General features: G+C 66.0%; 17 protein-coding genes. 10 read left to right on the forward strand and 7 right to left on the reverse strand.

The genetic code is table 11. The features are described from left to right. Nucleotides 1–277 precede the first annotated feature (277 nt). The 5 genes from A8V01_RS14530 to A8V01_RS14550 all read right to left on the reverse strand — a co-directional run bounded on the left by A8V01_RS14530 (nucleotide 278) and on the right by A8V01_RS14550 (nucleotide 5,942). Entirely contained in the window at nucleotides 278–1,204 is a 927-nt protein-coding gene (locus A8V01_RS14530) for a VOC family protein (protein WP_103096557.1), read from the reverse strand. A gap of 1 nt (nucleotide 1,205) precedes the next feature. Next, complete coding sequence (locus tag A8V01_RS14535) at nucleotides 1,206–2,564, reverse strand: aromatic ring-hydroxylating oxygenase subunit alpha (protein ID WP_103096558.1); 1,359 nt, start codon at nucleotides 2,562–2,564, stop codon at nucleotides 1,206–1,208. A 96-nt stretch (nucleotides 2,565–2,660) separates the two neighbouring features. Further along, entirely contained in the window at nucleotides 2,661–3,908 is a 1,248-nt protein-coding gene (locus A8V01_RS14540; protein WP_103096559.1) for an MFS transporter, read from the reverse strand. A 1-nt stretch (nucleotide 3,909) separates the two neighbouring features. Beyond that, complete coding sequence (locus tag A8V01_RS14545; RefSeq protein ID WP_103096560.1) at nucleotides 3,910–4,323, reverse strand: EthD domain-containing protein; 414 nt, start codon at nucleotides 4,321–4,323, stop codon at nucleotides 3,910–3,912. Between the two features lie 26 nt (nucleotides 4,324–4,349). Further along, on the reverse strand, nucleotides 4,350–5,942 hold the full coding sequence (locus A8V01_RS14550) for an NHL repeat-containing protein (RefSeq protein WP_103096561.1): 1,593 nt from the start codon (nucleotides 5,940–5,942) through the stop codon (nucleotides 4,350–4,352). Nucleotides 5,943–6,212: 270 nt separating this feature from the next. Here A8V01_RS14550 and A8V01_RS14555 point away from each other — a divergent pair, with 270 nt between their 5' ends. From A8V01_RS14555 to A8V01_RS14575, 5 genes are all read left to right on the forward strand, one after another. Continuing rightward, nucleotides 6,213–7,139 carry an SDR family NAD(P)-dependent oxidoreductase gene (locus A8V01_RS14555; RefSeq protein ID WP_103096562.1) on the forward strand — a complete coding sequence of 309 codons (927 nt, stop codon included), beginning with the start codon at nucleotides 6,213–6,215 and terminating at the stop codon, nucleotides 7,137–7,139. A gap of 80 nt (nucleotides 7,140–7,219) precedes the next feature. Then, the gene (locus A8V01_RS14560; RefSeq protein WP_103096750.1) at nucleotides 7,220–9,064 is read left to right on the forward strand and encodes a flavin-containing monooxygenase; all 1,845 of its coding nucleotides are present in this window, start codon (nucleotides 7,220–7,222) and stop codon (nucleotides 9,062–9,064) included. 120 nt (nucleotides 9,065–9,184) lie between these two features. Beyond that, nucleotides 9,185–11,596 carry a DNA translocase FtsK gene (locus A8V01_RS14565; RefSeq protein ID WP_103096563.1) on the forward strand — a complete coding sequence of 804 codons (2,412 nt, stop codon included), beginning with the start codon at nucleotides 9,185–9,187 and terminating at the stop codon, nucleotides 11,594–11,596. Further along, nucleotides 11,593–12,018: a hypothetical protein gene (locus A8V01_RS14570; RefSeq protein ID WP_103096564.1), complete on the forward strand. Its 426-nt coding sequence runs from the start codon at nucleotides 11,593–11,595 to the stop codon at nucleotides 12,016–12,018. The genes A8V01_RS14565 and A8V01_RS14570 overlap by 4 nt, the downstream gene beginning before the upstream one ends. Before the next feature lie 114 nt (nucleotides 12,019–12,132). Continuing rightward, on the forward strand, nucleotides 12,133–13,890 hold the full coding sequence (locus A8V01_RS14575; protein WP_103096565.1) for a cation:proton antiporter domain-containing protein: 1,758 nt from the start codon (nucleotides 12,133–12,135) through the stop codon (nucleotides 13,888–13,890). Here A8V01_RS14575 and A8V01_RS14580 read toward each other — a convergent pair. Together A8V01_RS14580 and A8V01_RS14585 are read right to left on the reverse strand one after the other, a co-directional pair. Further along, on the reverse strand, nucleotides 13,887–14,285 hold the full coding sequence (locus tag A8V01_RS14580) for an acyl-CoA thioesterase (protein ID WP_103096566.1): 399 nt from the start codon (nucleotides 14,283–14,285) through the stop codon (nucleotides 13,887–13,889). The two genes, A8V01_RS14575 and A8V01_RS14580, sit on opposite strands and share 4 nt — an antisense overlap. After that, nucleotides 14,285–16,381 carry a S9 family peptidase gene (locus A8V01_RS14585; RefSeq protein WP_425437327.1) on the reverse strand — a complete coding sequence of 699 codons (2,097 nt, stop codon included), beginning with the start codon at nucleotides 16,379–16,381 and terminating at the stop codon, nucleotides 14,285–14,287. The genes A8V01_RS14580 and A8V01_RS14585 overlap by 1 nt, the downstream gene beginning before the upstream one ends. Before the next feature lie 50 nt (nucleotides 16,382–16,431). Here A8V01_RS14585 and A8V01_RS14590 point away from each other — a divergent pair, with 50 nt between their 5' ends. From A8V01_RS14590 to A8V01_RS14610, 5 genes are all read left to right on the forward strand, one after another. After that, nucleotides 16,432–18,252 carry an aminopeptidase P family protein gene (locus A8V01_RS14590; protein ID WP_103096568.1) on the forward strand — a complete coding sequence of 607 codons (1,821 nt, stop codon included), beginning with the start codon at nucleotides 16,432–16,434 and terminating at the stop codon, nucleotides 18,250–18,252. 15 nt (nucleotides 18,253–18,267) lie between these two features. Further along, nucleotides 18,268–18,663 (forward strand): cupin domain-containing protein, encoded by a 396-nt coding sequence (locus A8V01_RS14595; protein ID WP_103096569.1) that lies wholly within the window; start codon nucleotides 18,268–18,270, stop codon nucleotides 18,661–18,663. Nucleotides 18,664–18,852: 189 nt separating this feature from the next. Continuing rightward, nucleotides 18,853–19,605 (forward strand): EF-hand domain-containing protein, encoded by a 753-nt coding sequence (locus A8V01_RS14600; protein WP_103096570.1) that lies wholly within the window; start codon nucleotides 18,853–18,855, stop codon nucleotides 19,603–19,605. Nucleotides 19,606–19,637: 32 nt separating this feature from the next. Continuing rightward, nucleotides 19,638–20,393, forward strand: a complete 756-nt coding sequence (locus A8V01_RS14605) for a response regulator (RefSeq protein WP_103096571.1) — start codon at nucleotides 19,638–19,640, stop codon at nucleotides 20,391–20,393. Beyond that, nucleotides 20,393–21,844 carry a sensor histidine kinase gene (locus tag A8V01_RS14610; RefSeq protein WP_103096572.1) on the forward strand — a complete coding sequence of 484 codons (1,452 nt, stop codon included), beginning with the start codon at nucleotides 20,393–20,395 and terminating at the stop codon, nucleotides 21,842–21,844. The genes A8V01_RS14605 and A8V01_RS14610 overlap by 1 nt, the downstream gene beginning before the upstream one ends. Nucleotides 21,845–21,852: the final 8 nt, after the last annotated feature.

Below are 21,852 nucleotides of genomic sequence, written 5' to 3' on the forward strand. Positions count from 1 at the left end.
CGCCGCAAGGTGACAGGGGTTTACACTGTTTACACGGTCCAGAGTGAAAAGGTGTCACCTTGAGGGCCAAAAGTGTCACCTTGGCAGCATAAGGTGACACATCCGGCTGCCGAAGTGTCACCTTGCAAGGCGAAAGTGTAACCTTGCAGTGTAACCTTGCGGGCCATGGGGCGGCCGCGACGGGCGTGGGCGGAACGGGCATGGGTGGATCGTATCCCAGCGGCCCGACTGTAGGAAAGCCGCCTGATAAGCTCCGCCCCATCGCAGCCCGCATCGGTCAGGGCTGCGCCACGATGCCTCTCCCAAGCCGCGACCCCGGCGCCGGATAGCCCGGCGGCGTCTGCCCCGTCAGCCAGATCAGCCGTCCATGCGCGGCATCGGGATGGACGGCAAAGCGCGTATCCTGCGTACCGACCAGCGGCAGCCCCTGCCCGCGCAGACATGCCATTGCCGCCGCCGCATCGCGCACCTTGAAGACGAGATGGCAGATGCCCCCGATATCCTGCGCATGGCAGGCCACGGGAGAACCGGGCGCCCCCTCCAGCGCTTCCAGCACCGTATCGCCCATCGCGAAAGCCGCGCAGCAGGCATCGGCCAATTCGCGTTCTCCCAGATCGGGCCATTCCAGCCTGTCTGCAAAGAGCGCGCGCGCCTGCGCCAGCGATGGGGTGCTGACGCCTACAGCCTGCAGCCCCTCTATCCCCAGCGGCCCGTATCCCCCAGCACCACCGGCAGGCCGCCATGCCGGATCGCGGCGCGGATCGTTGGGCATGTCCTGCTTCACGATCTCAAGCCGCATTCCCAGCATCTCGCTGCGAGGCACAAGAAAGTAGTGCGCCTCCATGCCGGGATCGTAGAACCGGCGGAACCCGCGCCCGGCGAACCACGCATCCGCTGCTGCAAGGTCCGCGACCTTCAGCGCCAGCCCGATCCAGCGCGCTGCGCCTGCCGAACGGCGCAGCATGTCGCCCAGTGGGTTGCCCGCCTGCGCGCCCCGGCCCGCAGGGGCGATCGGGATCACCATGGTATCGCCGATCATCATCAGCGATTCCTCACGATCCAGCCCCAGCGCCTCTGTTTCGGGCGTCACAAGGATTTCGTAAGCGGCCTCAGCTCCGAACACGTCGCGTAAGAACGCATCGCAGGCCGGACGCTGCGTGTTGTCGGCCAATGCCCAGCTGACATGGACAAGGGGGAACTGCACTTCAGTAAGTCTTCGGTGCCCCCGTCCCCATGAACTTCGCAAGGTTCATGTGCAGCGATGCGACGGAGCGTTCCATGTAGGGATTGGGCTGCGCGCCCCGGAATCCCACATTCTTCATGCCCTGCTGCACCGCCGCCATGTTGGCGAAATCCTGCTGCAGCACCGGCGGCCAGTCTGCAGGTTCGGTATATTCCCATTCGGTCTGCGGCGCTTCGCCTTCGGGCCACAGTTCGTAGACGGCAGCCTCGAAGATGCACTTGTCCGGATCGGTGCCATAGGGCCGCGCCTGATAGCAGAGCATGTTGTTGACCGCGTGGCCGATCTGGAAGTTCGGGAAGATCTGCCAGGCCGTGCCCGCCTGCGCGGTGTGAAGCGGATCGACCTGCGCCCAGACCACGCCGCGCGCCGCATCTTCCGCCTTGGCGGTCTGGATCCAGTACTTGGACACTTCCGCCGCCGGGGTGCCTTCGGGCAGTTCGTCCTTGAGGCGGTTGGCCACCCCCACCAGCGTCATCGTGGTGTTGGTATTGGCATTGGCCCAGGTAAAATTCTGCATGTCCGCCGTGGTCATGCGCGGGTCTTCGCCTGCGCCCAGACGCAGCTTGCCCGAATCCTCTTCCTGGCCCTTGGGCGCTTCATAGCCGATGTTGGAATGCAGCCCCTGATTGCGGGCCCAGCCGCGGAACTGGCCGAATTCCATGAATTCCGGGTGCGTGGTGGAAACGTGGTACGTTTCACAGAACGCCTCCATCGCCACCTTCCAGTTGCATTCGAACACCACCCACTTGCGCCAGCGCGGACGCATGTTCTGAAGGCCGTAGGGATCCAGCATCGTCGCCGCCGGATTGAGATATTCGGCCAGCGGCATCGCCTGCGGATCAAGGGTGACCCACAGCCAGCCGCCCCATGTCTCCACCCGCACCTTGCCCAGATCGGCGCGGCCCGCGCACAAGTGCCCCTGCCAGTCGTCCCGGTGCTCGACATAAGTGTTCGCGCCGTCGAGATCGAAGGTCCAGCCGTGGTAGCCGCAGATCAGCGTGCGCCGGTTGCCCCGCGCATTGCGCTGGCCCGGCGGCACGTCCACCAGCTTGCGTCCCCGGTGCGGGCAGACGTTGTGGAATGCGTGGATTTGCGTTTCCGAGGCCCGAACGATGACCACCGAATCATCGACGATATCGAAGGTGATGAAATCGCCCACCTCGGGAATATCCTCTACCCGGCCCGCCTGAAGCCAGACCTTGCGCCAAAGGCGGTCCACCTCTGCACGCGCGTATTCGGGGGAGACGTAAGCCTCGGCGGGCACGTTGACCGGGGCGACCAGTTCCTCGGGCGCCTGAACGATCTTGCCGATTTCGCCCATGGATATCCTCGTTCCTGCTTGTTCGGGTTTGCGGCCGTTATCTCATTATCGGCATGACTGGGCAAACCGCCGGGGCGTTCCTTCAGTGTTTGGCCTTCAGTGTGCGGCGTAGGCTTCCTTGCCGCGTGGCAGCGTACCGATCGCCACACTGCTTGCCGCCATGAAGGCCAGCGCCAGCCACAGGAATCCGCCATAGCTTCCGGTCCGGTCATAGAACTGCGCGGCGGCAAGCGGCCCGATCGCGGTGCCGATCGACAGCGCCGCCAGCAGCCCGCCGTAAAGCCCGCCGAAGTTGCGCAGCCCGAAGTGGCGGGTGAGAAGGTAGACGACCACGTCGATCTCCGCCCCCAGCGTCAGCCCGATCAGCGCCGAGGCCGCCCCCATCGCCGCCAGAGAACCCCCGCCGAGCAAAAGCAGCAGGCACCCCAGCACCGGCAGCATGAATACCGCCGCCCCCACCAGCGAAGCCGGCAGGCGGTCAAGCAGCGCGCCTGTCCCCAGCCGCCCAGCAAGCGAGAACCAGCCGACGAACGATGCGATCGCGGCCGCCGTCATCGGGCTTGCCCCGGCATCTCCAAGGATCGCGGTGAAGTGCACCACCAGCGCGATCACGGTGAAGGTGAACAGCAGACTGGCAACGAACAGGCGGTGATAGACGCTGGACGTCAGCCCTTCGCGCAGGGATGCGCCCGGCAGGTCGGCGGGGCGCGCGGCGGCGTCCTCGGCCTGCTGCTTGCGCCCCTTGTCGTAGCGGCCGTGGAAGAAGGCGAAGATCACCGGGAAGGCCACGCCCAGCCAGATCGCCGCCTGCATCGGGAATGCGCCCCGCCACCCGAAAGTACCGATCAGCCATGTCGCCATCGGCGGGAACACGCCCGCCGCGATCGAGGCTCCGCACAAGGTCACCGCGAAGGCCATGCCCCGCGATACCGTGAAGCGCGATGCGACCGCGCTCGTCCACACCGAAGCCTGCACCGGCAGCGCCGCCAGCGCGATGAGGCCCCAGAGCAGATACCAGTTGAGCAACGATCCGTTGGCGCTTCCCAGCAAAGCAAAGGCGATCCCCAGCAGCACCAGCCCGGCAACCCCGAACCGGCGCGGGCCGAAGCGGTCGACGGCAAGGCCGATGAACACGCCCCCCACCGCCTGCACCAAAGTCGCCAGCGTAAGCCCGAAGGTGACTTCGGTGCGGCTCCAGCCGAACTCCGCCGCCACGGGGCCGTAGAACGGGCCGACGCCGTAGATGTGGATCACGCTGGTGGCATAGCCCAGCCCCGCCGCCACCGGCAGCAGCGGATGCGCGCGCCATTCATCGCGGGCGGTAGGGGATGCGGGGGCGTGCATCTCAGTTCCCGTACCGCAGGTCCACATGCGTGGCCTCGCCGTTCGGGCCCATCGGCGAATCGTATTCGATGCAGGTCACGACCGGATTGTCGTGGCTCGCGAACAGCCTTTCCTCATCCGCGCGGGTCATCGGCAGACGCTCTGGCGAGGCGATGATCGCTTGCGAACGCTCGAAATCCTCGCGGCTGTTCCACCAGATTTCCATGATGCAGTCATAGCCCGGATCGTGGATCTGCCCGGTGATCGGGTTCCTTTCCGGCACCAGATAGCGCCGCACATAGCGCACCGCATTGGGGATCGCGGGCTTGGCGCCGGACTTCTTCGCCAGCTGCGAATGCTGGTTTTCGTAGTAGTCCATGAATTCGTCCATGGTCATGTCCGCACGCTTGCGGAAAAAGCAGATCTGCTTGAGCATCGACAAGGCTCCTTCAGAGACGGCGGCTAAAGGCGGCGGAAGGCAAGCACGCTGCCCTCGGCGTCGGCGGAGAGGTAGACGGTGCCGTCAGGCGCCACGGCAACCCCGGTGAACGTGTTCATCGGCCCGCACATGTCCCCCACGCCGCCAAGCTGCACGGGTTGCAGGCCGCCCGGCCCGCCCATCGGCAGATCACTGGCCACAACTTCACGCCCGCCACCCGCAAGATCGCAGCAGACCAGCGCATTGCCCCCCGGATCGGCAACGAAGATCGTGCCTCCCGCTATCGCCAGCCCTTCCGGCCGGGAGAGCCCGTCAAGCACCACCTCCTTGCGACCGCCGACCAGCTTCACCACGCGCCCCGCGCCGCTTTCCGCCACGTAGACGGTGCCATCGCCGGACACCGCAACGCCCATCGGCCGATCCAGCCCGGCAGCGAGTTCGGCAAGGGTGCCCCCCTCCACCGCATGGACCTTGCCGGTGCCGAACTCCGCGAAGACCACTCCGCCCGGTGCCACGGCCACGCCCATCAGCCTGTCGTAGCCGCCGGCCAGCACTTCGCTTGTCGCGGCGGCCGGGTTCCAGCGGGCGACATCGCCATTGGCGGTGGTGACGATCCATTCGTCAGGGCCGGAGGCCGCCACATCGCGCACCCAGCCGGGGAAGCCGGGAGAGAACAGCATACCCGCCAGTTGCAGCGGCTCACCGGGACGCAGCAGGTACGTGAAGCCGCCATCCGCCACCAGCACATGGCCATGCGCATCGACGGCCAGGCCAAGCGGCCACTGCAGCCCCTTCTCCACCAGCGGCCGCGTCTGCCCCGGCGCGACGATTTCGGTGATCGAGCCGTTGATGTGGCTGACGAATGTGCGCCCGTTCACGAAGGCCACGTTGTCCAGCCCCGGTCCGATGTCGGCCAGCACCGTCTTCGTACCGGTGCGCGGGTCGATCTTCAGCACTTGCCCCGAATAGACCTGCGTGGAGATGATCGAGCCATCGGGGTGGAACTTCACCGAATCCGGCACGCCAAGATCCTTCGCCACGACTTCCGGTTCACCGCCGTCAAGGCCGATGCGCCAGATCTCGTTCGCGCCCTGCGCCGGGAAATAGAGCTTGCCGTCGGGGCCGACTTCGAAGGCATTGGCCATCGGCACCCCTTCGAAGATGACGCGCGGGGGCCCGCCGTTGCGGTCCAATTCCATGATCCGTCCGCCGATGCGCAGTTCGCCCGCGATCAGGCGGCCCTGATGGTAGGTGATCGGGTTCGCCACCGGAATGTCGCCGTGGATCACGCGATAATCGCCCGAAGGCGTCATCATCGAGACGCGCCCCTTGGTGATTTCGGTGCAGTAGAGGTTGCCCGCTTCGTCGAAGGCAAGATCGTCCGGACCGACAATGCCGCCGCCGTTGGGGCTGATCGTCTCGATCGCGCCGCTGTCCACGTCGATCGCGCTGACCTTGCTGCCCGCAACTTGCGCCACGTAGATGCGCCCGTCCGCGCCGGTTCGGATGCCGTTGGCGCCGTTGAGGCGGCTTGCGGGGGTCATGCGATGAAGGCCCCAGCCCTCCCCCGGCCTGGCGGCTATCGCATTGGCATTCCGGCCTGCGGCTTCAAGCATGTATACATTCCTCTCCCCCAGCGCGGAGCCGGGTCTTTTGCCGGACGGTATAGGCGGGCGCGGGCAGGTGCAACGCGATGTGCGTCCGGATCACGGCCCGGATCACGGCATCGCCCGAGCGACGTGCCCGGCGTTGCCAAGCCGGGCCGCGTGCAGATATTCGTCCGCCTGACCGATAACCAGTTGAGACGCGCCCAGACCGGAACGCCGAGCACAGAATGCCGCCGTTTTTCCGGCGCGGGCGCTCGCCCGAGAGAGGACGCCCACACCATGCCCACGCCTGAACTGCGTTTCGACGGCCGCGTCGCGGTGGTCACCGGAGGCGGCCGGGGCCTTGGCCGCTCTTATGCCCTGCTGCTGGCCGAGCGCGGCTGCAAGGTCGTCGTCAACGATCTTGGCGGCGCGATCCGGGGCGACGGACCGGATACAAGCGTGGCGCAGAGCGTGGTGGACGAAATCGTCGCCGCGGGCGGAGAGGCGATCGCCAATGCCGACACGGTCGCCACGCCCGAAGGCGGCCGCGCCATCGTTCAGGCCGCGCTCGACGCATGGGGCCGCATCGACGTGCTGATCCATAACGCGGGCAACGTGCGCTACGGCGCGATCCGCGACCTTTCGTATGACGATTTCCGCTCCGTACTGGACGTCCACCTGCTGGGCGCATTCCACGTCGTTCAGGCCGCGTTCGGGCCGATGTGCGATGCGAACTATGGCCGCATCGTGCTGACCAGTTCGGTCGGCGGACTTTACGGCAACGCCACCTGCGTCAATTACGGCATGTCCAAGGCGGGGATGCTGGGCCTCAACAACATCGCCGCGCTTGAGGGCGAGGAGCACGGCGTCAGATGCAACGTCATCGTTCCCGGCGCCGTCACCCGCATGGCCGAAGGGCTCGATATCTCGCAGTACCCGCCGATGGAGCCCGAACTGGTCGCTCCGGTGGTCGGCTGGCTGGCCCACGAAAGCTGCGACGTGACCGGAGAGATGATCGCATCGATGGCAGGGCGCGTGGCCCGCATGTTCGTGGCCGAAACCCGCGGTGTTTACCGCCCGCGCTGGACGATCGAGGATGTCGCCGCCGCGTCGCCGGCCTTCCATGAAAAGGGCGAAGTGCTGGATTTCGGGCTCCACGGCCATGTCGATCACATCGGCTACAGCTTCGCCATGGCGCGTTCCGAAATCGCTGAGGCGCACTAATCAACAACACTGTTGACAACATATCCAGTGCGATCCACCACCGCTCACAAGATCAGCGCCTCGAACGAATGGGATTCGAAATGACCTGCCTCAAGACCGACGTGCCTGCGCCCGAGGAACTCGATATCCCGGCGCTCAAGGCAAAGTATCTGGCCGAGCGCGACAAGCGCCTGCGCCGCGAAGGGGGCGAGCAGTACGTGCGTCCCACCGGCGACTTTTCCGATAACTACGCGCATGATCCCTTCACCCCGGTGGCCGAACGCGCGCCGCTGGTGGAGGATATCGACGTGGCGATCCTGGGCGCGGGGTTCTCCGGCATTCTGGCGGGCTATCACTTGCGCCAGCAGGGTGTGACGAACGTGCGCAACATCGATCACGCGGGCGGTTTCGGCGGCGTATGGTACTGGAACCGCTACCCCGGCGTGCAGTGCGACAATGACGCCTACTGCTACCTGCCGCTGCTGGAAGAAACCGGGTTCATGCCGTCGAAGAAATTCTCCGACGGCTGGGAAATCCAGGCCTATTGCCAGAAGATGGCCGAGGATTTCGACCTTGCCGACAAGGCGCTGTTCCACACGCTGGTCGAAGGCATCACCTGGGATGAAGGGCTGAAGCGCTGGCATGTCAGGACCAATCGCGGCGACGACATTCGCGCACGCTTCGTGGTCATGGCGGGCGGCGTGATGAACATGCCCAAGCTGCCCGGCATTCCCGGCATCCACGATTTCAAGGGCAAGATGTTCCACACCAGCCGCTGGGAGCATGACTTTACCGGCGGTTCGTGGACCGCGCCGGTGCTGGAAAAGCTGAAGGACAAGCGTGTCGCCATCGTCGGCACCGGCGCCACTTCGGTTCAGGCCGTGCCGTACCTTGGCAAGTACGCGAAGCAGCTCTACGTCCTGCAGCGCACCCCGTCGAACATCGACGAACGGCCCAACCCGCCGACCGACCCGGACTGGGCGGCCTCGCTGCAGCCGGGCTGGCAGCAGGAGCGCATGGCGAACTTCCACCGGGGCGCGCAGCAGTTCTTCCTGCCCGGCGAACCCGACCAGATCTGCGATATCTGGACCGAGATCAGCCGCAACCTCAATCTGGAACTGGAGGCGGACGGCTTCCCCGCGCTCGACATCGGGCAGATCATGGCCCGGCGCGATGTCGTCGATTTCCAGGTGATGGAACGCCTGCGCCGCCGCGTCGATGCGATCGTGGAAGACAGGGAAACGGCGGAAAGCCTCAAGCCGTGGTTCCGCTTCATGTGCAAGCGTCCGCTGTCGAACAACGAATACTACCCCACCTTCAACCAGCCCAACGTCACGCTCATCGACGTCTCGTCCACGCAAGGGGTGGAACGCATGACCGAAAAGGGCTTCGTGGCCGACGGCGTGGAATACGAAGTCGACCTGATGATCTTCGCCTCGGGCTTCGAGGTGACTTCGGACCTCAGGCGCCGCTGGGGCATCGCCACGGTGGAGGGCGAAAACGGCCTGTCGATATACGACCACTGGGAGAACGGCCCGGCCACACTGCACGGCGTTACGACCGACAAGTTCCCCGGCATGTTCTACATGGGCTATATCCAGGGCGCCACCAACTCCAGTACGACAGAGCAGTTCGGGCGGCAGGCCGAACACCTTGCCTTCATGATCGGCGAAACGATCCGGCGCGGCGCAGACAAGTTCTGCGCCACGGCAGAGGGCGTCGCAGGCTATGTTGCGCATTGCCGCGAAAACGAAGTCGACATGTCCGAATTCCAGCAGGGCTGTACGCCCAGCTACTTCAACAACGAAGGCGACAAGGAACTCAAGTGGGCCTTGTTCAAGGGCTACCTGCCCGGCTGGGACGCCTGGCGCGACATGCTGGCGGACTGGCGCAAGTCGCCCGACCTGCCCGGCGTGGCGTTCGAAGCGCGCGAGGCGGTGAACTGAACCGACGCGGCTGGTGGGGGCCGCTCACCCCGGCCTCCACAGCCCTGTTCCCGGTCCATTCTTGACGCGGAGTCCCCCGCGAACGCATAATCGCCCCCGGAAACCCCGAGGGAAATTTTAATGGCCACCCGCCCCATCGCGCCCGGTCGGCGTATCGCCAAGCCGGACTGGCGCGCCGTACTCAAGCGCTCTCTGCGCCGTGCCGGAGAACTGTCCGGCGCGCTGGTGCTCTTTGCGGGCATGGTGTTCCTTGCCCTTTCGCTGGTGAGCTACCACCAGACCGACCCGTCCACCTCCACTGCGGCGGGCGGCGACGTGCAGAACTGGATGGGCGCCACCGGCGCGTGGACGGCGGAGCGGGCGCTGTTCCTGTTCGGCCCGGTTTCCGCGCTATTCGTGCCGCTGCTCTACGTCTTCGGCCGCAAGCTGTGGCTGCTGGTGGAAGAGGACGACGGCGAAGTGGAGCACAGCGACCAGCGCTGGTGGGTGCCGGTGGGCGTGCTGGCCCTGTCGATGCTGCTGATCGCGACGGTGCTCTCTTTGTGGTTCACCAAGCCGGGCGGCAGCCTGCCCGCATCGATGGGCGGCATTTCCGGGTTGCTGGGCGCCAAGGCGATCACCGCCCTGGCAGGACTTGCGCCCGAAGCCGCGCACAGCTGGATCAAGTTCGCGCTTGCCGTCGTCTGCCTCGGTCTTGGACTGGTGCTGGCGGGCCGCGTCTTCGCGTTCGACTGGGGCCGCCTGCTGACCCTGCCCGGCCGCATCGGCCGCCTGCCGATCTCCCTCCCCTCGGCCGATGACCTGCCGTTCAAGTCGGCCAAGGACCGCGAACCAAAGGCCGAACGCGCGGAAAAGCCGGAAAAGGCTGAAGCGCCGATGCGCGTGGCGGAAATGGCGCCCTCCGCCTCTGGCGCCGCCTCTGCCCCAGCCCGCAAGGCGCCCGAGATCAGCGCCCCCAAGGCCGCGCCGATCCCCGCGCAGTTCGGATCGGAAAGCCGCCAGAAGGACATGTTCGACAAGTACGAACTGCCCAGTCTCGACCTGCTGGCCGACCCCGCCCCCAACTCGCAGCCCAAGATCGACAAGCTCAGCCTCGAACGCAACGCGCGCCTGCTGGAAACCGTGCTCGACGACTTCAACGTCAAGGGCGAAATCACCGCGGTGCGCACCGGTCCGGTCGTCACCATGTACGAACTTGAGCCCGCCCCCGGCATCAAGGCCAGCCGCGTGATCGGTCTGGCCGACGACATCGCCCGCAACATGTCCGCGATTTCGGCCCGCGTATCCTCGATCCCCGGCCGCACGGTCATGGGCATCGAACTGCCCAACGCCGATCGCCAGATGGTATCGTTCAAGGAGATGGTCGCCTCCGAAGCGTTCGCCCATCACAAGGGCATGCTGCCGATCATTCTGGGCAAGGACATCGCGGGCGAGCCGGTGGTGGCCGACCTTGCAACGATGCCCCACCTGCTTGTCGCGGGTACGACGGGTTCGGGCAAGTCGGTCGGCCTCAACGCGATCCTGCTGTCGCTGCTGTATCGTTTGACCCCCGCTCAGTGCCGCCTGATCCTCGTCGATCCCAAGGTTCTCGAACTCAAGAGCTACGACGATATCCCGCATCTGCTCTCGCCGGTGGTCACCGAACCGCCCAAGGCGATCCGCGCGCTCAAGTGGGCGGTCGAGGAAATGGAACGTCGCTATCGCCAGATGAGCGAGATTTCGGTCCGCAACCTTGCCAGCTTCAATGAAAAGGTCCGTACCGCTGCCGCCAAGGGCAAGCCGCTGGGCCGCCGCATCCAGATCGGCTTCGACCCCGAAACGGGCGAGGAACTGTATGAGGACCGCCAGCTCGACTATGAAGTGCTGCCCCAGATCGTCCTTATCGTCGACGAACTGGCCGACCTCATGGTCACCGTCGGCAAGGAAATCGAAGTGCTGATCCAGCGCCTCTCGCAAAAGAGCCGCGCGGCAGGCATCCACCTGATCATGGCAACGCAACGCCCCTCGGTCGACGTCATCACCGGCGTCATCAAGGCCAACCTGCCGACCCGCGTGTCCTTCGCCGTCACCAGCCGTATCGACAGCCGCACGATCCTTGGCGAACAGGGCGCCGAACAGCTGCTGGGCAAGGGCGACATGCTCTACAAGCCCAGTTCCGACCCGATCAAGCGCGTCCACGGCCCCTTCGTTTCCGACGAGGAAGTCGAACACGTGGCCACTTACTGGCGTTCGCAGGGCAAGCCCGACTACGTCGATGCCGTCACCAACGAACCCGAGGAAGGCAGCTTCGGCTTCGACGACCTTGACGCCACCGCGTCGGATGCCCCGGACGAACGCAAGTACCGGCAGGTCTGCCAGCTGGTGTTCGAAAACCAGAAAGTCTCCGTGTCCTGGCTGCAGCGCCAGATGGGCGTGGGCTACAACACCGCCGCCAAGTGGGTGGAGCGCATGGAGCAGGACGGCTATGTCGGCCCCGCCAATCACGTCGGCCGCCGCGATATCTACCGCGACGAGAACGGAAACCCGCTTTGAGGCGTATCGCCGCGCTGGTCATGGCGGGCATTCCGGTGGCGGCGATGGCCGCCGCGCCTGTGCTTACCACCACCAGCGGCAGCTGGGTCCGGGTGTTCACGCAGGAGGTCGAAACCGCCGTGGGCCGCAGCGTCCGCGTCGATGCGGCCAGCATGAAGGCGGGCGGACTGGGCCGCAGCTTTCGCGAACTGGACGTGCTGACGAAAAACCGGGGCGCGCTGCCGCGCGGCACCATGCAGTTCATGCTGCGCAGCGTGAACTGCGCCACCGGCACCACGCGTGTGGAGCAATGGCAGATGATCGGCGCCAACGGCGCGACGCTGGGCGGTTCGGCCACTCCGGGCACGGCGCAGCGGGTGCGCTGGGACAACGAGGACGGCCTTGTCATCCGCTACGTTTGCCAGGGCATACTGCCGCGCTGACGGGGCCTTGAGTGGTGGCGGCGCCCCCACCATCGTATGGTTGGCCAAAAACGCTGCCGCCCGCTAAGACAGGCGCACCTGCCCCCACACACACGAAATTCCCGAAAGGCCCCGATGGAAGAACATGCCCAGGCATTCCTGCTGCGCGACGGTTTCCTGCTGCTGGGCACCGCGCTAGGCTTTGTCCTGCTGTTCCGGCGGCTTGGCATCGGTGCCACGCTGGGTTTCCTGACCACCGGCGCGGTGCTGGGCCCCTACATCCTCAACCTTGTCGGCGATCCCGAAAGCAAGATGGGGATCGCGGAGCTGGGCATCACCCTGCTGCTGTTCATCGTCGGCCTTGAACTGGCGCCCGCCCGCCTGTGGAAGATGCGCCACGAGATTTTCGGGCTGGGCCTGCTGCAAGTGGTGCTGTGCGGACTGGCCGTTTCGGGCGTGATCTATTTCTTCACCGGCTTCAGCCTCGAAGCATCGCTGGCGCTGGGGCTGCCGCTTGGGCTGTCCTCCACTGCGCAGGTTCTGCCGATGCTGCAGAGCGCGGGCCGCCTGCACACGCCGTTCGGCGAGCGATCCTTCGCGATCCTGCTGTTCCAGGACCTGTCGATCATCCCGCTCATCACCATCATCGCGGCCATGAACCGCAACCCCGCGCTGCCTTCCGGGCCGCCGGGATGGGTGCTGGGGCTGGAGACGATCGCCGCAATCGTCGGCCTGATCCTTGCAGGCCGCTTCGCGATCCGCCCCCTGTTCCGCCTGATCGGCAATCTGGGCGAACGCGAGATGTTCGTCTTCGCCGCGCTGTTCACGGTCATGGCATCGGGCGCACTGATGCAGGCGCTGGGCCTGTCGACCGCGCTGGGCGCCTTCATCGCCGGCGTCATGCTGGCGGATTCGCCCTATCGCCACGAACTTGAAGCCGATGTCGAGCCGTTCCGCGCGATCCTGCTGGGCCTGTTCTTCATGTCCGTCGGCATGTTGCTAGACTTGTCCGCCATCGCCGAACGTCCGCTGTTCGTGATCGCGATGGCGCTGGCGCTGATTGCCGTGAAGGGCGGCATCATCTTCCTCCTTGGCCTTGCCTTCCGGATGGAGTGGCGCAGCGCGCTGGCGCTGGGCCTGCTGCTGAGCCAGGGGGGCGAATTCGCCTTCGTGCTGTTCGCGCAGGCCAGCAGCGCCCTGCTCATCAGTGCCGAAGCGACCAGCCTGTTCAGCGCCATCGTCACCCTTTCCATGGTGACCACGCCGTTCCTGATGATGGCGACGCGCGGCATCCGCGAAAGGCCCGAAGGCAAGAAGGAAGAGCGCGAAGGCCCGCACGAGGACGGCGCCAATGCCATCGTCGTTGGCTATGGCCGCTTCGGGCAGACGGTGGCGCAGATCCTCATCGCCGCCGACATTCCGGTAACGATGATCGACACCGACATCGAGATGATCGACATCGCACGCGGCTTCGGCGCGCAAGTCTGGTTCGGCGACGGCACCCGGATCGACCTGCTGCGCCAGGCAGGCGCGGGAGAAGCGGAACTGATCGTCTTCTGCATCGACGGCGACCAGCTGACCGATGCCTTCCTGCAGGCGGTGCACACCGCGTTCCCCCACGCGCAGATCCACGCCCGCGTGTTCGACCGCCGCGCGCTGCTGCGCCTGAAGGATTCGCCGGTCACATCGATGGCGCGCGAAGTGATGGAATCGGCCGTGGTGCTGGCGCGCAAGGCTCTCAAGGGCCTCGACATCGCGCTGGCCGACATAGACCGGGCGGAACAGGCCTATCGCAAGAGCGACAAGGAACGCCTGACCCTGCAATATGAAAGCGGCGACCTGCGCGCCGCGCGCGAACATATCATCACCCAGCGTCCAAGGGATCGGCGCTAAGGCTGCTTCGCCCCCACGAACGGCGCCGCCACTTCCGACGGCACCCGCATCAGCCGACCCGAGGCGATGTCGATCATCGCCCAGGTCGTGCGGGCGGACACGATCACCTTGCCCGCACCGTTGCGGAAATCCACACGCCGGTCGAACCGCGCGCCGACCGGGCCATCGGGAATGAAGGTTTCCCCCGTCACGCTTTCGCCCTCGCGGATATTACCGCGGTAGTCGATCTCGTGACGGGTGACGAGCCAGGCGTACTTCGCCTGATGTTCGGCCGGGGCGACGGCGGCCCAGTGCGCGCCCGCCATCGCCTCCATCCACTGCACCCACACCGCGTTGTTCACGTGGCCCATCACATCGATGTGCTCCGGACTTGCGGTGAAGGTGAGGGTGAACATCAGCCCTTGATCCCCAGCTGCCACAGGATGAAGGCGAATTCCTCCGCCGTTTCCTTCAGGCTCTCGAAGCGGCCGGACTTGCCGCCGTGGCCTGCGCCCATGTTGGTCTTGAGGAGCAGTTCGTTGCCGTCGGTCTTCACCTCGCGCAAGCGCGCCACCCACTTGGCCGGCTCCCAATAGGTCACGCGCGGGTCGTTGAGGCCCGCCGTTACCATCAGCGGCGGATAGTCCTGCGCCTTGACCTGATCGTAGGGGCTGTAACCAAGGATCAGGTCGAAGGCGGCCTTGTCCTCGATCGGGTTGCCCCATTCCGGCCACTCGCCCGGCGTCAGCGGCAGGGTATCGTCGAGCATGGTGTTGAGCACGTCCACGAAGGGCACGTGCGCCACCACCGCGCCGAACAGTTCGGGATCGGAATTGATCACCGCGCCCATCAGTTCGCCGCCCGCCGATCCGCCGGAAATGCTGATCCGGCCCGCCTCGGTAAAGCCGCGCTCGATCAGGCCCTTCGCCACATCGACAAAGTCGTTGAAGGCGTTTTCGCGCCGCTCCAGCTTGCCCGCCTTGTACCACGCGCGGCCAAGGTCGTCGCCGCCGCGGATATGCGCGATGGCATAGGCGAAGCCGCGATCGACCAGGCTGAGGCGCGAGGTGGAGAAGCCCGGATCGATCGAGATACCATAGGCACCGTAGCCATAGAGGTGCAGCGGGCCCGAACCGCCCACGGTTTCGGCGCGGTCCTTGCGGTAGACGATCGACACCGGGATCGCGGTGCCGTCCCGCGCAGGGATCTCAAGCCGCTCGGTGGCGTAAAGCGAAGCGTCGTAGCCCGAGGGGATTTCCTGGACCTTGAGTGTCTCCAGCGTCCGCGCGGCAACGTCGTAATCCATCACCGAGGACGGCGCGACCATCGACTCGTAAGTCAGCCGCAGCTTTTCCATGTGCCATTCGGGGTTGTTCGACATGCCCGCCGAATAGCTGGCTTCCGGGAACGAGATCGGCTCGACGCGGGCCGGATCGTCGTAATAGCGCACCTCGATCTGGTCGAGGCCCGCACCGGTGCCGGCCGACTTGCGCCCCTCTATCACGTAGAAGTCCCGGAACAGGTCCATGCCCGTCAGGTAGAACGCGTCCGTACCCTCGATCAGCGTGGTCCATTCGCCGGGGTTGGCAAGCGGCGCGGTGGCGAGGCGGAAGTTTTCGTGCGTGTCGTTCGTGTGGATGTAGAGCACATCGTCGCGCTCATCGACATCGTATTCCACGCCCTTGACGCGCGGCTTGACGAGGATCTGTTCGCCCAGCGGATCGTCGGCCAGAACCATGCGGCATTCGCTGGTCTCATGATCGCTGGTGCCGATCAGCAGCCACTTTTCATTCGACGAAAGCGAGGAGCCGACGCGAAAGCCTTCGTCATCCTCATGGAAGAGTTCGACGTCATCCTCCACCGGCTGGCCCAGCCAGTGCAGGCGGGCATTGTCGGTGCGCCACTGCTCGTTCGCCAGCGAGTAGACGAGGCCCTTGTCCTGCGCCACCCAGACCAGCGAGGACAGCGTGCCGGGGATCTCGTCAGGCAGCAGTTCGCCGGTTTCCAGATTCTTGATCCGCGCGGTGAAGCGTTCCGAACCGTTGTCGTCGCAGGCATAGGCCAGCAACTTGCCGTCGGTCGTGGTCGAGATCGCGCCGAGGCGGAAGTATTCCTTGCCTTCCGCCAGGGCCACTTCGTCAAGGATCAGTTCGGCATCGCCGCCCGCCACGGGCTTGCGCCACCACTTCTTGTATTCGGCGCCTTCCTCGAACTCGATCCAGTAGAGCCAGTCGCCGTCCTTCTGCGGCACCGACGAATCGGCCTCCTTGATGCGGCCGCGCATTTCCTTGAACAGACCGTCGATGCGGCCCTTGTGCTGGTCCATCTTCGATTCGAACCAGCGGTTCTCCGCCTCCAGATGCGCCAGAACTTCCTTGTCCTTCACGTCGGGATAGCCGGGATCGCGCAGCCACGCGTAATCGTCGCTGACGGTGACGCCGTGGCGGGTGAAGGAGTGCGGCTTCTTCGCCGCTTGCGGGGGACCGATCAGGGTCGGGGTGGAATCTGCCATGCGCACCATCTATGATTGCACAATACCCCCCGCAAGCCGGAACCCATGACATGCTGATGAATACCCACGAAGCCCGCCTCGATGCGCTCCGCAAGGAACTGAAGGCGCGCGGCCTTGATGGCTTCGTGATCCCGATCTCCGACGAACATATGAGCGAATACGTGGGCGCCTATGCCCAGCGGCTGGAATGGCTGACCGGCTTCGGCGGATCGGCCGGGACCGCCGTGGTGCTGACCGACGCCACCCTTTCGCCCGCCGCCGCCATGTTCGTGGACGGGCGCTATACCCTGCAGGTGCGCGATCAGGTGGACGGGCGGCTCTATGCCTATGAAAGCGTTCCCGCCACCAGCGTCCCGGCGTGGCTGGCGCAGCATGCGCCCAAGGGCGCGCGGATCGGCTACGATGCATGGCTGCACGGCTCCAGGTGGGCAGAGGCGGTGGAAATCACGCTGGCGGCACAGGGCGGCGCGCTGATCGCGGTGGAAGGCAACCCGATCGACGCGGTGTGGGAAGACCAGCCGCTGCCCTCCGCCGCCCCCGCCATCGTCCACCCCGACCAGTTCACCGGCGAGGCCAGCGAGGCCAAGCGCGCCGCCGTTTCCGAATGGCTCAGCGCCCGCAACCTTGACGCGACGGTGATCACCGCGCTCGATTCGATCGCCTGGCTGCTCAACATCCGCGGCGCCGACGTGGACCGCACCCCGGTGGCGCTGTCCTACGTCATCGCCCGCAGGGACGGCACCGCCGACCTGTTCATCGCCGGAGAGAAAGTGACGGACGACGTGCGCCGCCACCTTGGCAACGCCGTCACCGTGCGTGAACGCGCCGCCTTCGTCGAAGGGCTGCGCGAACTGGCGGGCAAGCGCGTCGCGGTCGATCCCGAGCGTGCGGTCAGCGCCATCTTCGAAGAGCTTCGCGACGCCGGCGCCACGCTGGTCGAGGAACGCGACCCCACCGTGCTGCCCAAGGCGGTGAAGAACCCGGTGGAACAGGCCGGACACCGCGCCGCGCAGGGGCGTGACGCCGCCGCCGTCACCCGCTTCCTCCACTGGCTGGCGCTCGAAGCGCCCAAGGGTGAAGTCACCGAACTGTCCGCCGCTGCAAAGCTGCAGGATTTCCGCGCCATCGATCCCAGCCTGCGCGACCTGTCGTTCGACACGATTTCCGGCGCCGGGCCGAACGGAGCCAGCCCGCACTACCGCGTGTCCGAGGAAACCAGCCTCACGCTCGAACCCAACTCGGTCTACCTCGTGGACTCGGGCGGGCAGTACCCGGATGGCACCACCGACATCACCCGCACCGTCTGGGTCGGGCCCGATGCGCCGTTTGCCGAAGTGAAGGACCGCTTCACCCGCGTGCTCAAGGGCCACATCGCGCTGGCCCTTGCGGTGTTCCCCAAGGGCACGGCAGGCAGCCAGCTGGACGTGCTGGCCCGTCATGCGCTGTGGCAGGTCGGGCTGGACTATGCCCACGGCACCGGCCACGGCGTCGGCAGCTTCCTGGCGGTCCACGAAGGGCCGCAGCGCATCGCCAAGTCATCGGGCGGTCAGGCGGGAACCGACCAGCCGCTGCTGCCCGGCATGTTCCTTTCCAACGAACCGGGTTACTACAAGACGGGCGAATACGGCATCCGGATCGAGAACCTGATCCTTGTCGAAAAGCGCGAGATCGCCGGTTCCGACGGCGAATACTACGGCTTCGAAACGCTGACCCATGTGCCCATAGAACGGCGCCTGGTCGACACTGCGCTGCTCTCCCCGCAGGAGATCGCGTGGTGGAACGATTACCACGCGCGGGTGCGGGAAATCGTGGCTCCGCAGCTTGAGGGCGAGGCGCTGGCCTGGCTCGAGGCGCAGTGCCAACCGCTCTGACCCGGCCCTTCTGACATGAGCGCACACGACCTTCGCACCCATCCGGTCCACCTTGGCCTTGGTGCGAAGGTCGTGGATCAGCCTGCCTTCACCGGCATGGACTGGTATGCCGCCTATGCCGCGCGAACGGCGGCGGACGGCAAGGAAGGCCGCCTTGTCAGCCTGTTCGATTTCTCCGTCAGCTGGGATTCCTGGGAAATGCACCCGGAGGGCGACGAACTGGTCGTGTGCCTTTCAGGCGAAATCACGCTGATCCAGGAATTCCCCGATGGCCGCCTGCATTGCGAGACATTGCAGCCCGGCCAGTACATCGTGAACCCGGCGGGCGTGTGGCACACCGCCGATGTCTCGCAGCCCGCCAGCGCGCTTTTTGTAACGGCGGGCATGGGTACTGAGGGCCGCCCGCGCTGATTGCGCCAGTTTGCGATCGGATGAACACCTCGCCCTACTTGTGACAATTCACGACAATAAACGCCTGTCCCGGCACACCTTAGCGACAACCCGCGTTTAGAAGGGATCACAGAGAGCCACAGGGCAGTTCTTCCCCCTCCCTTCCCTTCTGGTCTGTGGCTCTCATCCAATTGTTACGGGACAAGACACATGACCTCGATGAAGACCCTGATGCTCGGCCTTTCGGCTGCTGCACTGACGATCGGCGGCGTGGCCTGCGCCCAGGCCCCTGCGAACAACGCCGCTGCTGCCCAGAAGCCGCGCATGGAGCGTCCGAAGATGGACGCCGATGGCGACGGCGTGATCACCCGCGCCGAAGCGCAGGCCCGCGCCACGCAGCTGTTCGCGAAGCTGGATGTCAACAAGGACGGCAAGCTCGACAAGGCCGACCGCGAACTGATGCACCAGCAGATGCGCGAAAAGATGTTCGCAAAGCTCGACACCAATGGCGACGGTTCGATCTCCAAGGCCGAATTCATGGCCGATCGCGGTCCTGATGGACGTGGCCCTGATGGACGTGGCCCTGATGGACGCGGTCCTGATGGCCCCGGTGCTGACAGCATGGACGGCCCGCCGCCGCCCCCTCCCGGCGGTGAGCATGACGGCATGCGCGGCGGCGAACATCGCGGCAAGATGGGCCGCGGCGGCCATCACCGTGGTCCCGGCCACTTCGGCGGCCCGCGTGGCGGCATGATGATGGAAAAGCAGGCCGACACCAACAACGACGGTGCCGTCTCGCAAGCCGAATTCGTCGCGGCCGCTCTCAAGCGCTTCGATGCGCAGGACGCCAACCACGACGGCAAGGTGACCAAGGAAGAACGCCAGGCCGCGCGCAAGGCCCACATGGAAGAGCGCAAGGCCCGCTGGGAAACCAAGAAGGCTGACAAGAAGGCCGCAAACTGACAGGAAGGCGCGGTAACGCCATGGATCTTGAGATGAACGATACCGCGCTGACTCCTTCTCCGGCCCCGTCACCGGCCAGGCTCCTGCTGGTCGACGACGAAGCATCCTTGCGCGAACCCCTGGGCGACTACCTGTCGCGGCAGGGGTTCGCCGTCGTCCAGGCATCGAGCGCGGCCGAGGCCCGCTCGCGCCTGCGGGACGCCAAATTCGACCTCGTCCTGCTCGACATCATGATGCCGGGTGAGGACGGGCTGTCGCTCTGCCGCCATCTGGTGGAGGCGCAGGACGTGCCGGTGATCTTCCTCACCGCGCGCGGAGAGGCGACCGACCGCATCGTCGGGCTGGAAATCGGCGCGGACGACTATGTGGTGAAGCCGTTCGAACCGCGCGAACTGGTCGCCCGCGTGCGCAGCGTGCTGCGCCGCGCCTCGCGCGCGGCCCCTGCGGCGGTGGAGAACGAGGCGTTCGAGTTCGAGGGCTGGCGGCTCGATCCGCTCAAGCGGCGGCTGATCGATGCCGAAGGCGCGGTCGTCGCCATTTCCTCGGTAGAGTTCCGGCTGCTGATGGCCTTCCTCGAACACCCCCGGCAGGTGCTCAACCGCGACCGCCTGCTCGACATGGTGCAGGGCCGCGAGGCGCACCTGTTCGACCGTGCGGTGGACAATCAGGTCAGCCGCCTGCGCCGCAAGATCGAACAGGACAGCCGCAATGCCCAGCTGATCCAGACCGTCTGGGGCGGCGGCTACATGCTGGCCGCGGACGTGCGCCGCGTACCGATAGAGGACTGATGCACCTACCCATTCCTTCCGCGATCAGGCCCCGCAGCCTGATGGGCCAGATGCTGCTTGCCGTCGCTGCCGCATTGCTGCTGGTGCAGGGCATCGGCGCCCTGCTCGTCTACCGCGCCCAGCGCGAAGGTTATGAAGCGGGCATGAGCAATGCCGTCGCCTTCAAGCTCATCGCCGAAACGCGCGGGCGCGGGGCGCTTGGCCGGATGCTGCGCGGAAGCGATCACGACCGCGATCGCGCGCCCTTCGGCGGCCCGCCGCTGCGTGGCTTCCCGCTGGAATTCAGCAACGGATCGCCCGTTCGCGGTGGCGAAAAGCGCGATGCCGACATGGAAGAGCGGCTGCAGCACACGCTGGCGGAACAGGATTTTCCCGCATCCGAAATCGTCGTCATTCACCGCACGGTCGGGCACGACAGCTTCGCGCGGTCCCATATCTATCGCCGTGCCGCAAAGGGCCGGCTGGAGGGGCCTGAAGTCGCCGACATGATCGACGATCACCTGCTGGTGGTCGGCGTCAAGCAGCCGGGCAAGGCCAACTGGATGGTGGCGCGGGTGCGCAGTCCGCGTGCCTTCAACGTGATGATCCGGCCGCTAATCGTGCAGACGGTGATCATCTACCTCGTGCTGGTCGGCGCCGTCGCGCTGATCCTGCGGCGCATCACCCGCCCGCTCGCCGCGCTGACCCGGCGGGTGGAGCAGTTCGCCGTCGCCCCCGGCTCTGCGGGCCAGCTCGACCCCAGCGGGCCTGAAGACATGCAGCGACTGATCGTGGCCCACAACGCGATGGAAGCGCGCATCGTCGCGATGCTGGACGAAAAGGACGTGATGCTGGGCGCCATCGGGCACGACCTGAAGACCCCGCTTGCCGCCCTTCGCGTGCGCATCGAATCGGTGGAAGACGATACCGAACGCGCCCGCATGGCCGCCACGATCGAGGACATCGTGCGCACGCTGGACGACATCCTCTCGCTCGCCCGCGTCGGCCGCCCGAGCGACCCGCGCGAACGCACCGAACTGTCCGCCCTCGTCGCCTCGGTGGTCGAGGAATACGAGGACATGGGCGAGCCGGTGGACCTTGGCGACACCCAGCGCATCGTCCTTGAACTGCGCTCCACCTGGCTGCGGCGCGCGCTGCGCAACCTCATCGACAATGCGCTGCGCTATGGCGAGGGCGCACGGGTGGGGCTGGAAAAGGAAGGCGATCGCGCCGTCATCCGCATCGAAGACGACGGCCCCGGCATCCCCGACGATGAGATCGAGGCGATGACCAACCCCTTCGTGCGCGGCGATCCGTCCCGCAACAAGGCCACGGGCGGCGCGGGTCTTGGCCTTGCGCTGGCACGCGCCATCGCCGACCAGCACGGCGGCGCGCTAGTACTGGCCAACCGGGTTTCCGCCGACGGCAAGGTTGCGGGCCTGACGGTAAGGCTGGAACTGCCGCTGGGCTGATTCCCAAC

The organism is Novosphingobium guangzhouense (assembly GCF_002896965.1).
Taxonomy (GTDB): Bacteria; Pseudomonadota; Alphaproteobacteria; order Sphingomonadales; family Sphingomonadaceae; genus Novosphingobium; species Novosphingobium guangzhouense.